Origin of the sequence: Neisseria sp. HMSC068C04, assembly GCF_001810105.1 — a bacterium.
GTDB classification, from domain to species: domain Bacteria; phylum Pseudomonadota; class Gammaproteobacteria; order Burkholderiales; family Neisseriaceae; genus Neisseria; species Neisseria flavescens_B.
Map to the genome: position 1 here is coordinate 56,432 of NZ_KV799903.1, position 14,463 is coordinate 70,894.

Annotated in this window: 16 protein-coding genes, 2 tRNA genes and 1 riboswitch; of the genes, 12 read left to right on the forward strand and 6 right to left on the reverse strand. The window is 48.2% G+C overall.

The window, feature by feature from the left end; genetic code table 11:
• Positions 1–21: 21 nt before the first annotated feature.
• The 6 genes from HMPREF2700_RS01175 to HMPREF2700_RS01200 all read left to right on the forward strand — a co-directional run bounded on the left by HMPREF2700_RS01175 (position 22) and on the right by HMPREF2700_RS01200 (position 5,050).
• Positions 22–951 (forward strand): energy transducer TonB, encoded by a 930-nt coding sequence (locus tag HMPREF2700_RS01175; protein ID WP_070588025.1) that lies wholly within the window; start codon positions 22–24, stop codon positions 949–951.
• Positions 952–1,053: 102 nt separating this feature from the next.
• Positions 1,054–1,713, forward strand: coding sequence for a MotA/TolQ/ExbB proton channel family protein (locus HMPREF2700_RS01180; RefSeq protein ID WP_070589372.1), 660 nt, complete (start codon positions 1,054–1,056; stop codon positions 1,711–1,713).
• Between the two features lie 3 nt (positions 1,714–1,716).
• Entirely contained in the window at positions 1,717–2,151 is a 435-nt protein-coding gene (locus HMPREF2700_RS01185) for an ExbD/TolR family protein (RefSeq protein ID WP_049328855.1), read from the forward strand.
• Between the two features lie 132 nt (positions 2,152–2,283).
• On the forward strand, positions 2,284–3,945 hold the full coding sequence (locus tag HMPREF2700_RS01190) for an electron transfer flavoprotein-ubiquinone oxidoreductase (RefSeq protein WP_070589374.1): 1,662 nt from the start codon (positions 2,284–2,286) through the stop codon (positions 3,943–3,945).
• An 84-nt stretch (positions 3,946–4,029) separates the two neighbouring features.
• Positions 4,030–4,881: a dihydropteroate synthase gene (gene folP / locus HMPREF2700_RS01195; protein WP_070589376.1), complete on the forward strand. Its 852-nt coding sequence runs from the start codon at positions 4,030–4,032 to the stop codon at positions 4,879–4,881.
• A 93-nt stretch (positions 4,882–4,974) separates the two neighbouring features.
• Positions 4,975–5,050 (forward strand) — tRNA-Ile (locus HMPREF2700_RS01200).
• Positions 5,051–5,677: 627 nt separating this feature from the next.
• Here HMPREF2700_RS01200 and HMPREF2700_RS01210 read toward each other — a convergent pair.
• Positions 5,678–6,136: an RrF2 family transcriptional regulator gene (locus HMPREF2700_RS01210; RefSeq protein WP_070589378.1), complete on the reverse strand. Its 459-nt coding sequence runs from the start codon at positions 6,134–6,136 to the stop codon at positions 5,678–5,680.
• Positions 6,137–6,284: 148 nt separating this feature from the next.
• Here HMPREF2700_RS01210 and HMPREF2700_RS01215 point away from each other — a divergent pair, with 148 nt between their 5' ends.
• Positions 6,285–6,665 (forward strand): hemerythrin domain-containing protein, encoded by a 381-nt coding sequence (locus HMPREF2700_RS01215; protein WP_070589380.1) that lies wholly within the window; start codon positions 6,285–6,287, stop codon positions 6,663–6,665.
• Positions 6,666–6,751: 86 nt separating this feature from the next.
• On the forward strand, positions 6,752–7,909 hold the full coding sequence (locus tag HMPREF2700_RS01220) for an NnrS family protein (RefSeq protein WP_070589382.1): 1,158 nt from the start codon (positions 6,752–6,754) through the stop codon (positions 7,907–7,909).
• Between the two features lie 102 nt (positions 7,910–8,011).
• On the opposite strand, the gene HMPREF2700_RS01225 is transcribed toward HMPREF2700_RS01220, so the two are convergent.
• From HMPREF2700_RS01225 to ispB, 3 genes are all read right to left on the reverse strand, one after another.
• Positions 8,012–8,086: transfer RNA gene (locus tag HMPREF2700_RS01225), tRNA-Arg, on the reverse strand.
• An 18-nt stretch (positions 8,087–8,104) separates the two neighbouring features.
• Positions 8,105–8,551 (reverse strand): DUF441 domain-containing protein, encoded by a 447-nt coding sequence (locus HMPREF2700_RS01230; RefSeq protein WP_070589384.1) that lies wholly within the window; start codon positions 8,549–8,551, stop codon positions 8,105–8,107.
• A 4-nt stretch (positions 8,552–8,555) separates the two neighbouring features.
• Positions 8,556–9,530, reverse strand: coding sequence for an octaprenyl diphosphate synthase (gene ispB, locus HMPREF2700_RS01235; protein WP_070589386.1), 975 nt, complete (start codon positions 9,528–9,530; stop codon positions 8,556–8,558).
• Positions 9,531–9,793: 263 nt separating this feature from the next.
• Between ispB and rplU the strand changes: the two genes are divergently transcribed.
• The 3 genes from rplU to ubiM all read left to right on the forward strand — a co-directional run bounded on the left by rplU (position 9,794) and on the right by ubiM (position 11,861).
• A complete protein-coding gene (gene rplU / locus HMPREF2700_RS01240; protein ID WP_002216394.1) occupies positions 9,794–10,102 on the forward strand; it encodes a 50S ribosomal protein L21 in 309 nt (102 codons plus the stop codon).
• Positions 10,103–10,129: 27 nt separating this feature from the next.
• Entirely contained in the window at positions 10,130–10,402 is a 273-nt protein-coding gene (gene rpmA, locus HMPREF2700_RS01245) for a 50S ribosomal protein L27 (protein WP_002212328.1), read from the forward strand.
• Between the two features lie 274 nt (positions 10,403–10,676).
• Complete coding sequence (gene ubiM, locus HMPREF2700_RS01250) at positions 10,677–11,861, forward strand: 5-demethoxyubiquinol-8 5-hydroxylase UbiM (RefSeq protein WP_070589388.1); 1,185 nt, start codon at positions 10,677–10,679, stop codon at positions 11,859–11,861.
• A gap of 67 nt (positions 11,862–11,928) precedes the next feature.
• Here ubiM and HMPREF2700_RS01255 read toward each other — a convergent pair whose 3' ends face one another.
• A complete protein-coding gene (locus tag HMPREF2700_RS01255; RefSeq protein WP_070589390.1) occupies positions 11,929–12,606 on the reverse strand; it encodes a 7-cyano-7-deazaguanine/7-aminomethyl-7-deazaguanine transporter in 678 nt (225 codons plus the stop codon).
• A 100-nt stretch (positions 12,607–12,706) separates the two neighbouring features.
• A complete protein-coding gene (queF, locus tag HMPREF2700_RS01260) occupies positions 12,707–13,180 on the reverse strand; it encodes a preQ(1) synthase (protein ID WP_003748427.1) in 474 nt (157 codons plus the stop codon).
• Between the two features lie 3 nt (positions 13,181–13,183).
• A riboswitch (PreQ1 riboswitch) is annotated at positions 13,184–13,228 on the reverse strand.
• A gap of 147 nt (positions 13,229–13,375) precedes the next feature.
• Here queF and rfaQ point away from each other — a divergent pair.
• On the forward strand, positions 13,376–14,458 hold the full coding sequence (gene rfaQ / locus HMPREF2700_RS01265; protein ID WP_070589392.1) for a putative lipopolysaccharide heptosyltransferase III: 1,083 nt from the start codon (positions 13,376–13,378) through the stop codon (positions 14,456–14,458).
• Positions 14,459–14,463: the final 5 nt, after the last annotated feature.

Consider the following 14,463-nt stretch of genomic DNA (forward strand, 5'->3'; position numbering starts at 1 on the left):
TGCTATTAACATAACGGAATTATGGATAAAAAACGAATTTTAACTCCAGCCGTCGTGACTTCCGTTGCGTTGATTCACGTCGGTTTGGTTGCACTTTTATGGCACGCGCACAAACCGCCTCCTGTCGAAATGGCGAATATTGAATTTGTCGATTTGGGCGATTTCGGCGGTGGCGACGGTAGCCCTGAAGGCGAAGGCGCACCTGCCGCCCCCGAGCCTACCCCCGAACAACCAAAACCCAAGCCGAAGCCCAAACCTAAGCCTGTCGAGCCGCCCAAACCTGTTATCAAACCTGTGGTAACGAAAAAAGAAAAAGCGGATATCGTACAGCAAAAGGAAAAACCGAAACCTATCGAGAAACCTAAGCCCGAGCCTAAACCGGAACCCAAACCTGAGCCTAAGCCCGAGCCAAAACCTGAACCAAAACCAGAGCCGAAGGCAGAACCTAAACCATCTCCCAAAGCATCTGAATACTCAGGCAGCAAAACCGGGCCGAATACTGCGGAAAACGGTAAAGGCAACGGCGAAGGCAAAGCCTTGGGCGGAGAAGGAAAAGGCAACGGCGGCGGTACGAAAGGTACAGGCAGCGGCCGTGGCGAAGGCAGCGGATCCGGCAGCGGCGGTGCGAAAGGCGAACATGGTTCCGGCACCGGTGGTGGAGGTGGTGGCAGCGGTACAGGTGCCGGTAGCAGTAAAGGCAATCCGGCAAAAGGAACCTGCCATATTCCAAGACCTCCGTATCCTTCACTATCTACTGAAAATGGTGAAGAGGGCTTGGTTGTTTTGAAAGTCTTGGTTGGTCCCGGCGGTAAGGTGGATTCAATTAGTGTGAATAAATCAAGTGGTTATAGTCGTCTGGATAATGCAGCGCGTAAAGCCGTTAAAGATGGCAGCTGTCATGCAAGCGTTTGGACTGAATTTAAAGTACCTGTCAAATTCACGCTCGAATAAGTATCTAGGCCTAAGCTGATTGATTAGAAAATATATGCTGTTGGGAAATAATTTTAAATGACCCGATAGAAATTTTAATTTTATTTTTAACTTGGAAAAATTATGGATTTAAGTTTAGTTTTCAAATCAGGTGATGTGGTACTGATTGGTGTATTTGTCCTGATGTTGTTGATGAGTGTGGTGACTTGGAGCGTCATTGTGATTCGCTGCATCAAATACCGCAAAGCGAAAAAAGGCAATGCTCAGGTAAAAGAGTTGATGCTGAATGCGTTTACGCTGGCTGATGCCGTACAAAAAGCTAAAGCGTTAGAAGCACCGATGAGCAGTGTTGCTGATGAATCTCTGCGCGCATACCAAAACTACCGTCAAACGACGAGTAAATCGCTGATTGACGAATTGCCTTTGAACGAATACTTGGTTGTTCACATCCGTAACAGTTTGACCCAAACCATGCGCCAGTTCGACTACGGTATGACCGCTTTGGCCTCTATCGGTGCAACCGCTCCGTTTATCGGCCTCTTGGGTACGGTTTGGGGTATTTACCATGCCCTGATCGGCATCAGCGAAAGCGGCCAAATGAGCATTGCTGCGGTAGCCGGTCCGATTGGCGAAGCTTTGGTTTCGACTGCTGTCGGCCTGTTTGTGGCGATTCCGGCCGTATTGGCGTACAACTTCCTCAATCGCGGTACAAAAACCATCGCGCAAGATATGGACGCATTTGCACATGACCTGCATGTCCGCCTTCTGAACCAAAAGGATTAAACCATGGCTTTCGGATCAATGAATTCCGGCGATGATGCGCCGATGTCGGATATCAACGTTACGCCTTTGGTGGACGTGATGCTGGTGTTGCTGATTGTATTTATGATTACCATGCCGGTGCTGACCCACTCGATTCCTTTGGAGTTGCCGACTGCTTCGGAAAAAGCGGCGAAAGAGGATAAGCAGCCTAAAGATCCTTTGCGTTTGAGCATTGATGCCAGTGGTGCTTATATCGTTGGTGGCGATTCCGATACCAAAGTGGATTTGGCAACGGTAACTGCCAAGCTGAAAGAAGCCAAAGCGAAAAACGAAGATGTGATTGTGGCGATTGCGGCGGATAAAGCGGTTGAATACGATTATGTCAACCAAGCCCTGCAAGCGGCGCGCGAAGCCGGTATCAGCAAAATCGGTTTTGTAACGGAAACCAAAGCGCAGTAATCTTTTGAACACAGTAAAGGTCGTCTGAAATTTGAGTAAAGTTTCAGACGGCCTTTTGTTGTATTTGGTAACTATATGTCCAGGCTGTATAATTAGCGGATTAAATTGAATAATGACAATACAGGAACCACTATGACAGAAACCATCGAGCGCGACAGTATGCAATACGATGTCGTGATTGTCGGCGCAGGCCCGTCGGGTTTGTCTGCCGCCATCAAACTCAAGCAGCTTGCCGAAAAGAATGGACGTGAAATCAGCGTTTGCGTGGTGGAGAAGGGTTCGGAGGCCGGCGCGCACTCGCTGGCCGGTGCCATCATCGATCCGATTTCTTTGAATGAGCTGATTCCTGATTGGAAAGAAAAAGGCGCGCCGCTGACGCGTACAGTGACGAAGGACAGGGTTTTGTTCCTGACCGAGAAAAAAGCCTTCAACTTGCCGGTTACCCCGAATTTCGACAACCATGCGAACTATATTGCCAGCTTGGGCGAAGTCGTGCGCTGGCTGGCGGAGCAGGCGGAAAATTTGGGTGTGGAAATCTATCCGGGCTTTGCCGCCGCCGAAGTGCTGTATCACGAAGACGGTTCGGTCAAAGGCATTGCGACCGGCAATATGGGTGTGGGCAAAGACGGCGAACCGACCGATTCATTTCAGCCCGGCATGGAGCTTTGGGCGCAGCAAACCATATTTGCCGAAGGCTGTCGCGGTTCGCTTTCCAAGCAAGTCATTGAACAATTTAAGCTCGACCAAAACAGCGAACCGCAAACTTACGGCTTGGGCATTAAAGAAATTTGGGAAGTGCCGTCTGAAAAACATCAACCCGGTTTGGTCATGCACAGCGCAGGCTGGCCGTTGGACAGCAAAACCTACGGTGGCTCGTTTATTTATCATTTTGACGAAAACAAAGTCGCTGTCGGCTTTGTGGTCGGTTTGGATTATCAAAACCCTTATCTGTCGCCGTTTGAAGAGTTCCAACGTTTCAAAACCCATCCTGAAATCCGCAAAACCTTCGAAGGCGGCCGCCGTATCGCGTATGGTGCACGTTCGCTGATTGAAGGCGGTTTGCAAAGCCTGCCGAAACTCTCGTTCAAAGGCGGCGTTTTGGTCGGTGATGCCGCAGGTTTCCTGAATATGCCGCGCATCAAAGGCATCCATACGGCCATGAAATCTGCCATGCTTGCCGCAGAAGCCGTGTTCCCTGTGTTGGAAAAACTCGAAGAAGTGGAAAGCTTCGACAGCGGCAAAGAGGCCACCGATTATCAGCAACGCTTTGAACAAAGCTGGCTGTATCAAGAGCTTTACGCCGCGCGCAATGTCCGTCCGTCATTCAAATGGGGCGTTTACCTCGGCTCGGTCTATACCGGTATCGACCAAATGATTTTCAGAGGCAAAGCCCCGTGGACTTTGAAACATCACGGCAAAGACAACGAGCAGCTCAAAAAAGCCGCCGAATGCAAGCCGATTGATTATCCGAAGCCCGACGGCGTTTTGACCTTCGACCGTTTGAGCAGCGTTTTCCTTGCCAACCTTGCGCACGAAGAAAACCAACCCGACCATTTGGTGCTGAAAAATCCGCAGGTCATGATAGACGTAAACTACAAAGAATACGCCTCGCCTGAAACGCGCTATTGTCCGGCAGGCGTGTATGAAATCGTCGAAGAAAACGGCAGCCCGCGCCTGCAAATCAACGCCGCCAACTGCGTTCATTGCAAAACGTGTGACATCAAAGACCCGACGCAAAACATCACTTGGATTTGTCCCGAAGGTGCGAGCGGACCGAATTACGGCGGAATGTAATTTACTGTTTTGAAGTCAAAACCTAAAGACCGTCTGAAAAATTTCAGACGGCCTCTATCCTATTATTTCATCAATGGACGCATTATGAACACACGCATTTGGCAGGCAGGCCGATTTGAAATCGCCTTGGACAAACCGAAAATCATGGGCATCGTCAATCTGACCCCCGATTCATTATCCGATGGCGGCACCTATTCGCAAAATGTCTCAACAGCATTGGCACATGCCGAGCAGCTGCTGAAAGACGGCGCGGATATTCTTGATATCGGCGGCGAATCTACCCGCCCGGGTTCGGATGGTGTTTCTCTCGAAGAAGAATGGGCCAGAGTGCAGCCGGTTTTGGCGGAAGTGGCCAAGTGGAATGTTCCCGTCAGCTTGGACACGCGCCACACGGCAATCATGGAAAAAGCCTTGGCGCAAGGCGGCGTCGATATTATCAACGATGTTGCCGCATTGAGTGATGAAGGCGCAGTCGCATTATTGGCGCAACAGCCGAAGACAGGCGTGTGTCTCATGCACATGCAGGGTTTGCCCAAAACCATGCAGCTTAATCCGCAATATCAAGATGTCGTCGAAGAAATCGCGCGTTATTTAAAAGCACGCGCGGCAGAATGCGTTCAAGCAGGCATTGACCCTGAACGCATCACGCTCGACCCCGGCTTCGGTTTCGGCAAAAACCTGCAACACAACATTACCCTGATACAACATTTGCCTGAGTTGATGGAAGCAACCGGATTCCCCCTTCTGATCGGCATATCGCGCAAAAGCATGATTGGCGAGCTGACAGGCGAACAAGATGCCGCCAAACGCGTACACGGCAGCGTGGCAGCCGCTTTGGCCACAGTCGCCCGAGGCGCGCAAATCATCCGTGTTCACGATGTTAAAGCAACGGCAGATGCTTTGAAAGTTTGGGAAGCATTGGGCGTATCGGCATAATGCCCGGATAGAAAACCAACAGGCCGTCTGAAACATTTGCCCGGCATCTTGAACAAGCAACAAGTTATGCTATAATCCGCTTCTACTCTTGACGGGTCTGTAGCTCAGGGGTTAGAGCAGGGGACTCATAATCCCTTGGTCGTGGGTTCGAAACCCACCGGACCCACCAAATATTAAAAATGCCCGAGGCTTTTGGCTTCGGGCATTTTTGTATTTATTGGTTTGTGAAGGGTTGGAATATAATGTCGAGTATAGCAATTCGGTTATGTCGTCCAATATATTTTTTAGGAAAAATTCTTTTTAAAAAAGAAGGAGTAGTTTGGTGGAGTTATTGCCTTATTTTCTGTTTTGTTTAATATTTTTGTATTTTATTGCAATTATAATTAATTCAGTAATGGTATATAAAATATTAAAATCAGAAGGGGTGGATATAGGTTTTTTTGAATATCTATTTATTGGAAGTATGCAATTTAAATTTTTCAGAGTGCTGTTTGGAATACAAAAAATATCCAATAAATTTTATTTGAAAATATTAAGAATAAATTTTACGGTTGCTATGATTATTCTTATTTTATGGTTTTCTGTTGTCTCATATTTGACGTATTCAGTATAAAAATTAACCTATCAAATGAAAGTCGTTTATTTAAGCTGCAGGTTTTTTTATAAACCAATGCCGTCTGAAAATCTTAATTTCAGACGGCATTGTTTATTTTTCCGAGTAATACCACACGCCCCTATATTGAGAGGCTGATGATTATTTCGATATAGCTGGACTGTTTTCAGACGGCCTGAAGGTTTAATCAACCATTCTGCGTACTTCGTTGATGGGGATACGCGGGGTATAGAGTATGTCGTAGGTTGGTTTGTCCAAAAGATCTTGCAGGGAGTATTGATCTAAATGGTTGAAGAAGGCTTTGATGGCGCCGGTAATGATGCCGGTCAGTCGGCAGGATGGGGTGATGAGGCATTCGTTGTTATCGCCCATGCATTCGACAACCTGCATCGGCTCAAGATGGCGGACGACTGCGCCGATGTTGATTTTTTCAGGAACATCCGCCAAGCGCAAACCGCCGCCTTTGCCGCGCACGCTGACCAGAAATCCGCCTTTGACTAATGAGGTAACCACTTTCATCAAATGGCTTTTGGAAATATTGTAAGTCTCGGCAATGGTGCTGATATTGACGAGGGTGTCATCGTTAATGGCGGTATAAACCAATACGCGCAATCCGTAATCGGTATGTTGGGTCAGATACATGGCTGGCTCTTTGAATATTTTTTTCTTATATGTCAAAAGGGTAGTGTTTGGTAAAGGGCTGTTTGACTTTATGTGGGGTTGGGTTTCATAATATCCGAAACATTTGAATTAATCCAGTTTGACAGACTGTTGCCATTATAACGAACTTATGAAACCCTTGAAACGCCACCCTGCCTTAATAGAACTTTCTCGTGAGCATCATGGCTCGCTGTCGTTGTGCGTCCGTCTCCTGCGTACTCCCGAGCAAAGCCATCAAGCGGAGCTGGAGCCTCATTTTGCGGAGCTTGAGCCACATTTTTTGGAAGAGGAAACCATGTTTGCGCCGTATTGGGATAAGGTTGATCCGGCGTTGAGGCAGCGTTTTGAAGGTGATCATGCCAAGCTGCGTGCGATGATGGCTCATCCTGAATATATGAATGAATCATGGAATAAGGATTTTGCGGTGACTTTGCGCGATCATGCGCGTTTTGAGGAACGCGAGCTTTTTCCTGCGATTGAACCTTTTTTGCCTTTGCCTGAGAATGTGTAATAGGGAAGGGAATCAATGGCCGTCTGAAAAGTTTCAGACGGCCTCTGTTGCTGTTTTATAATGATATAAAAATTGAAGGAACCACTATGAACGATTTGTTCAAACATCCTGTGTGGGCAATGGCCTTCCGCCCGTTTTATTCGTTGGCGGCTTTGTATGGCGCATTGTCTATATTGCTTTGGGGCTTCGGCTATCAGGGTACGCCTGAATTGCCGGGTTTTTATTGGCATGCCCATGAAATGATTTGGGGCTACGCCGGATTGGTCGTCATTGCATTCTTGCTGACGGCCGTGGCAACTTGGACTGGCCAGCCGCCCACGCGCGGCAAGGCGTTGGCAGGTTTGACTGCATTTTGGCTGCTTGCGCGTTTGTGTGCGTTTATTCCCGGCTGGGGTGCAACGGCAAGCGGTATATTTGGTACGATCTTTTTCTGGTATGGCGCGGTATGCATGGCTTTGCCGGTAATCCGTTCTCAAAACAAGCGCAACTATGTTGCCGTATTTGCTATTTTTGTTTTGGGCGGCACCCATTTCGCGTTCCATATGAAAATGCAGCCGTTTGATGCCATCGCGCTGATGACCGGTCTGCAATCCGGTTTGATTATGGTGGCCGGTTTTATCGGTTTGATCGGTATGCGGATTATCTCGTTCTTTACGTCCAAACGTTTGAACGTGCCGCAAATTCCCAGCCCTCAATGGGTCGCGCACGCATCGCTTTGGCTGCCTATGCTGACTGCCATGATGATGGCTCATAACATATTGCCGGAATTGGCTGCTTTGTTCTCTATTGCTGCCGGTGTGATTTTTACCGTGCAGGTGTACCGCTGGTGGTATAAAGCCGTACTGAAAGAGCCTATGCTTTGGATTTTGTTTGCCGGCTATCTGTTTACAGGCTTGGGCTTGATTGCTGTCGGTATTTCTTATTGGATTTCAAGTTTCCTGAATTTGGGCGTACACCTTATCGGCGTTGGCGGTATCGGCGTGCTGACTTTGGGCATGATGGCACGAACTGCGCTTGGCCATACCGGCAACTCTATTTATCCGCCGCCTAAAGTGGTTCCTGTCGCCTTTTGGCTGATGATTGCCGCAACGGTTATCCGTGTTTTGGCTACCTTTGTGAGCGGTACGGCATACATACACAGTATCCGTTGCTCCGCCGCTTTGTTTGCCGTGTCTCTGCTGTTGTACGCATGGAAATATATTCCTTGGCTGATCCGTCCTCGTTCGGATGGTCGTCCGGGTTAACGATTTAGCAAAATGAAAAGGCCGTCTGAAAAGTTTCAGACGGCCTTTATTTGTTGATAATAAAAAAGCCTTTCAAAGTATGAAAGGCTTTTATTGAAATAGTGGCCTCGCCAACAGGAATCGAACCTGTATTTTACGCTTAGGAGGCATATGTTCTATCCGTTGAACTATGGCGAGGCGTTAAAGGAGGGGATTTTAAACCTTTCCGGCAACAAAAGACAATAAGCCGGCGGCAATCAAAGGGCCGACCGGAATGCCACCGACAAAGGCAACGCCGATGACGGTGCCGATTAATAATCCGGTTACCAAAACAGGCTGTTCGCTCATCAATGGAACGCCGCGTCCGGCAAGCCAAGCGACGAAGATGCCGATAAGGACGGCGGCAATCATTTTGAAATTGAGAAATTCAGACAGCGGCGGAATCTGTATTTTGCCGGAAACCAGCGGACTCAATACGCCGATGGTCAGCATAATGATGCCCACTTGCAAGCCGTGTTTTTCCACGAAGGGAATGTATTGCGACAAAGCGGTTTGCTGCATCAACAATAAGACGGCCGCCGAAATCGTAATCGAGTTGTTGTTGCTGACAACGCCTAAAAAAATCAGCGTAACCAGAAACAAAGGGACAAAGCTGAAATTCATCGGATTAAGATACTCGGGCCAAGGATTCTTTTGCCAGTTGGATCATGGCTTCTTTGACTTCGCTGTCAGGCAACACGTCCAATGAAGCGATGGCTTTGTCGACGGCTTTTTTCGCCTCGGAAATCGAATACGGCAAAGCGTCGGAGTTGACGACATAGTCGTGGATTTTTTCAAAATAGCTGCGGTCGGCATTTTCCAACGCGTGGCGCACATCGTTTGCTGCCTGCTCGGAGCCGTTTCTCATCAGGTAAATCAATGGCAGGGTAGGTTTGCCTTCTGCCAAATCGTCGCCGACGTTTTTGCCGATTTCATCGGTTTCGCCTGAGTAGTCCAATACATCGTCAATGATTTGGAAAGCCGTACCGACGTACATGCCGTAGTCTTTCAAGGCTTGCTCGTGTTCGGGGGAAGCCTTGCCCAAAATTGCGCCGACTTGCGCGGCAGCTTCAAACAGTTTTGCTGTTTTGTATTGGATAACTTGGACGTATTGCTCTTCGGTAATATCCGTATTGCCGATGTTCATCAACTGCATGACTTCGCCTTCGGCGATGATGTTGGTCGCGTCTGCCATCACTTCCAAAATACGCATACTGCCCGAACCAACCATCAGTTGGAAGGCGCGTGTATATAGGAAGTCGCCGACCAAAACAGCCGCCGCGTTGCCGAAGAGGTTGTTTGCCGTTTTACGGCCGCGGCGCAAATCGCTTTCATCGACGACATCGTCGTGCAGGAGGGTAGAGGTGTGGATGAATTCCACCATCGCTGCCAGCGAGTACAGTTTTTCATCGTCATGCCCGACTGCTTTGCCTGCCAAAATGGTAATAATCGGACGCAGGCGCTTACCGCCCGCGCTGATGATGTATGTGCCGATTTGCGAAATCAGCGCAACATCGGATTGAACAGCTTGGTTGATGACCGCATTAACTTTGGCAAGGTCATCGGGCAGGTGGCGTTGGAAGTAAGGCAGGTTTTCGAGCATAAAACATTCTCTGTTGATAAAACGGAGCGGTGGCTCCAATGAATCTGTTTAAACCCGTACATTCGGTCGGGGTAATAACGTTGCATAAAGATATCAGCAATCCAGCGCGTGATTATATCAGTTAAAAAGCATGCAACATATCTTTCAGACGGCCTTTTCACTTGTGAATAAAATAAATTTTGACAAAACAGGCAAATAGAAATATAATAGCTCGTTTCGCACATGGTGTGCGGAATGTTAACCTAATTCTCATGGAGTTGAGTATGTACGCGGTCGTAAAAACCGGCGGTAAACAATACAAAGTTTCCGTTGGCGAAAAATTGAAAGTAGAACAGATACCAGCCGAACTCGACAGCCAAATCGAACTGACTGAAGTTTTGATGATTGCTGACGGCGAATCTGTAAAAGTAGGCGCACCTTTTATCGAAGGCGCAAAAGTAACAGCTAAAGTCGTTGCTCATGGTCGTGGCGAGAAAGTACGTATTTTCAAAATGCGTCGTCGCAAACACTACCAAAAACGCCAAGGCCATCGCCAAAATTTCACCCAAATCGAAATCGTGGCAATCGCCTAATTTCAAGTAAGTTCAGGAGTATTACAAATGGCAAGTAAAAAAGCAGGCGGTAGCACCCGCAACGGTCGCGATTCAGAAGCCAAACGCTTGGGCGTTAAAGCCTACGGCAACGAGCTGATTCCGGCAGGCTCTATCATCGTTCGTCAACGTGGTACTAAATTCCACGCAGGTGACAACGTAGGCATGGGCAAAGACCACACTTTGTTTGCTAAAGTCGACGGTTACGTTGAATTCAAAACCAAAGGCGCGCTGAACCGTAAAACCGTCAGCATCCGTCCTTATACCGGTTCTGAAGAATAATCGTTTTACGATTGAAAGCCGCATTCCTTTTCGGAATGCGGTTTTTGTTTATCTGACGGTTTTGTCTGTTTGATAAAATCCGTATGTCGTGAAGCTTGATTTATATTAAGGCCAAAGTAAAAACGTGCTTATAATCGATAGCCTTTGTTTTATTCTATCAACTCTTTCTATATAATCTATCAAATGCCTTTGATTTACCCTCTTGTAGCTAAACACAGTAAACTTAAGGCCGTCTGAAAAAATCCGTATCAGTTGAATACAAGGAATTCCTCCCATGAGCTTACACAGTGATATTCTCGTCGTCGGCGCAGGCCCTGCCGGATTAAGTTTTGCCGCAGAGTTGGCCGGAAGCGGCTTGAACATAACCCTGATTGAAAGAAGTCCTTTAGAAGTGTTGCAAAATCCGCCGTATGATGGCCGTGAAATCGCACTGACGCACTTGTCGCGCGAAATCATGCAGCGATTGGGTATGTGGGATTTGATTCCAAAAGACGAAATTTATCCTTTGCGCGATGCCAAAGTGTTGAACGGCCATTCCGATTACCAGCTCCACTTCCCGCAACCGACTCAGGCGCGTGGCGAGCCTGCGGATTGCCTGGGCTATTTGATCTCCAACCACAATATCCGCAAAGCCGCTTATGAAGTCGTGTCCAAATTGGAAAACGTCAAAATTCTGGCCGGCACCAATGTTAAAGAAGTCAAAACTTCTGACGATGAGGCGCAAGTTATTTTGGAAAACGGCGAAGTATTGACCGGCCGTCTGTTGTTGGCCGCCGATAGCCGCTTCTCGCAAACGCGCCGTCAATTGGGCATTTCTTCCGATATGCACGATTACAGCCGCACCATGTTTGTGTGCCGCATGAAGCATACTTTGTCCAACCTGCATACTGCATATGAATGCTTCCACTACGGCCGCACCATTGCGTTGCTGCCTTTGGAAGAGCACTTGACTAATACAGTGATTACGGTGGACAGCGATAAAGCCGAAACGATTAAAAACATGTCGCCGGAAGAATTGGCAGCCAGCGTGAAAGAGCAACTCAAAGGCCGTTTGGGCGATATGGAATTGGTCAGCACCATTCACAATTATCCTTTGGTCGGTATGATTGCCCAACGTTTCTATGGCAAACGCAGCGCGTTGATCGGCGATGCCGCGGTCGGTATGCATCCGGTTACTGCGCACGGCTTCAACTTGGGTCTGGCAAGTGCCGATCTTTTGGCTAAATTGGTTCTCGAAGCCGAGCAACGCGGTCAGGATATTGGTGCGAAGAGCCTGCTGGAAAAATACAGCACCAAGCATATGTTCCATGCCCATCCGATTTACCACGGCACCAATATGCTGCTGAAACTCTTTACCAATGAAACGGCTCCGGCGAAACTGTTGCGCGGTTTGGTATTGCGTGCAAGCAATAACTTCCCACCGTTGAAAAAACTGATTACCAAACAATTGACCGGTTAATTGTTTAAAACATAAAAGGCCGTCTGAACGATTAAAGTTTCAGACGGCCTTGTTTTTTATCTACTGCTTATTTGGCTAAAACCGATTCGGGCATTTCTTGACGGACGTTTAAGGAAGTCAGTTTTTTGGTCAAGATGCTCAATACGATGCCGTAGGCAGGCAGGAAGAAGAGGGTGCAGATGGCAAGTTTGAACAGATAATCGACAAATGCAATGCCCTGCCAGTTTGCCGTCATAAATTCATCGTTGCTTGCGTAAAAGGCAACGGCGAAAAACACCAGCGTGTCCAAAGCGTTGCCGATAACGGTAGAAGCGGTGGGGGCAACCCACCATGATTTCAGACGGCGTAATTTGTTGAACACAAAAATATCGAGGATTTGCCCGAGCGCATAGGCGGAAAAGCTGGCCAATGCGATGCGGCCGACGAAGGTGTTAAATTCGGTTAAAGATGCCCAGCCTGTCCAGTTGCCGTCATGAAAGAGGACGGAGAAGACGTAAGAGAGCAGCAGGGCGGGGAACATCACCCAAAAAATAATCCGTCTCGCCAACGGCGCGCTGAAAATGCGCACGGTCAGGTCGGTAGCGAGGAAGATAAAGGGGAAGGAAAATGCGCCCCAAGTGGTAAAGATACCGAAAATTTGAAAGGGGAACTGCACCAGATAATTGCTGGCGGCAATAATAAAAATATGGAAAAGCACCAGCCAGAAGAGCGCTTTCTTCTGCTGTGCGGCAGTAAATTCGTACATGGGAATCTTTCGGAAGTTTTTCAGACGGCATGAAGCCTTGCAAGATTGTGCAATAGAGAAAGTCTTGTAATGAAAAGGGCGTTAGGCTGTCTGAATAGGATTATTGTGCATCGTGCTCAAACAGGCGTTTGCGTGCCAAAGCTTCAAACTCTGTGCCTGCTTTGCCGTAGTTGGCAAACGGATGAATGGCGATGCCGCCGCGCGGTGTGAATTCGCCGAATACTTCGATGTATTTCGGATCCATCAGGGCGATGAGGTCTTTCATGATGATGTTGACGCAGTCTTCATGGAAGTCGCCGTGGTTGCGGAAGCTGAAGAGATAGAGTTTCAGGGATTTGCTTTCCACCATTTTGATATGGGGGATGTAGCGGATGTAGATGGTGGCAAAGTCGGGCTGGCCGGTCATCGGGCAGAGGCTGGTGAACTCGGGGCAGACGAATTTGACGAAATAGTCGTTGTCGGGATGTTTGTTGTCGAACGCTTCCAAAATTTCAGGCGCGTATTCGCTCGGGTATTGGGTTTTTTGGTTGCCCAAAAGGGAGATGCCTTGCAGCTCTTCGTTGTTGCGGGACATGAGGTTTCCTTAGTTTTTTAATGTGGGAGGTTTTCGAACCACGGGGTGCGGATTGTAATATAAATTGCATGACTTGTGCGGATTTTATAGCGATGAATCAGCAGGATAGGTTTCAGACGGCCTGTTTTGTATTTTATGAAACCTGTTTTCCGCTTTACAATAGCAGCCAATCAACTGGCCGTCTGAAAGTTTTGTATGTCTTTAGCCCAACCCAAACGTATTCTGATCATCAAATTGCGCCATCATGGTGATGTGCTGCTAAGCACGCCGGTGGTCAATGCGCTGAAAACCCGTTTCCCCGATTGCGAAATCGATATGCTGGTGTATGCCGGTACGGGGCAGCTGATTGCCGATAATCCGCAGATTGCGCAGATTTTTACCATTGATCGAAATTGGAAGAAGCTGGGCGTATTCAAACAGTTGGCGTGTGAGAAAAATCTTTTGTCTAAGCTGAAGGCGCGCGATTATGACTGGGCTTTCAATCTGTCCGACCAATGGCGCGCAGCGGTAATTGCCAAACTGTGCGCCCGTTGCAGCGTGGGTTTTGACTGCATCAAGCGAGACGGTTTCTGGTGGCGTTTCTGTCATGATTTTATCAACCATGAGCTTGATACCAGCCATCATATCGTTGAAAACCAGTTGAATATCCTTGCGCCGCTTATCCAGCCGGAAGACGTGGCCGATGCGAAGGTACGCCTTTGGGTGGCACAAGATGCAAGGGAAAGCATGCGGCAGAAATTGCGTGAGCAGGGTTGGAACGGCGAAGATTATGTGTTACTGCACCCGGGAGCGCGTTGGCATTTCAAATGTTGGGAAGACGGCAAAAACGCCGCCATCGTACAGCTTCTGCTCAACAGCGGGCAGAATGTCGTATTGACTGCTTCTCCCGACACTGTCGAACAATACATGCTTCAGGAAATTATAGGCCGTCTGAATATTCCGGAAGGCAGAAAAGTATATGTGTTGTCCGGATGCTTGAGCCTGCGTGAATTGGCGGCGGCCATTGAGGGAGCGAAGCTGTTTGTCGGTGTCGATTCCGCACCGATGCACATCGCCGCTGCTTTGGATAAACCGCAAATCGCTTTGTTTGGCGCGTCATGGGTGGATAAATGGCGTCCCTATTCCGAGCAGGCGGAAGTCATTTATGCCGGCGATTATGCCGAATTACCTCACCCCGACAGTATCGATACCAACGATCCGACACGTTTGTTGAAAGCGATTCCGTTGCAGGATGTGTGGGACAAAATTTCAGCCAAATTGGAGGCGATGGAGGCTTAAAACCG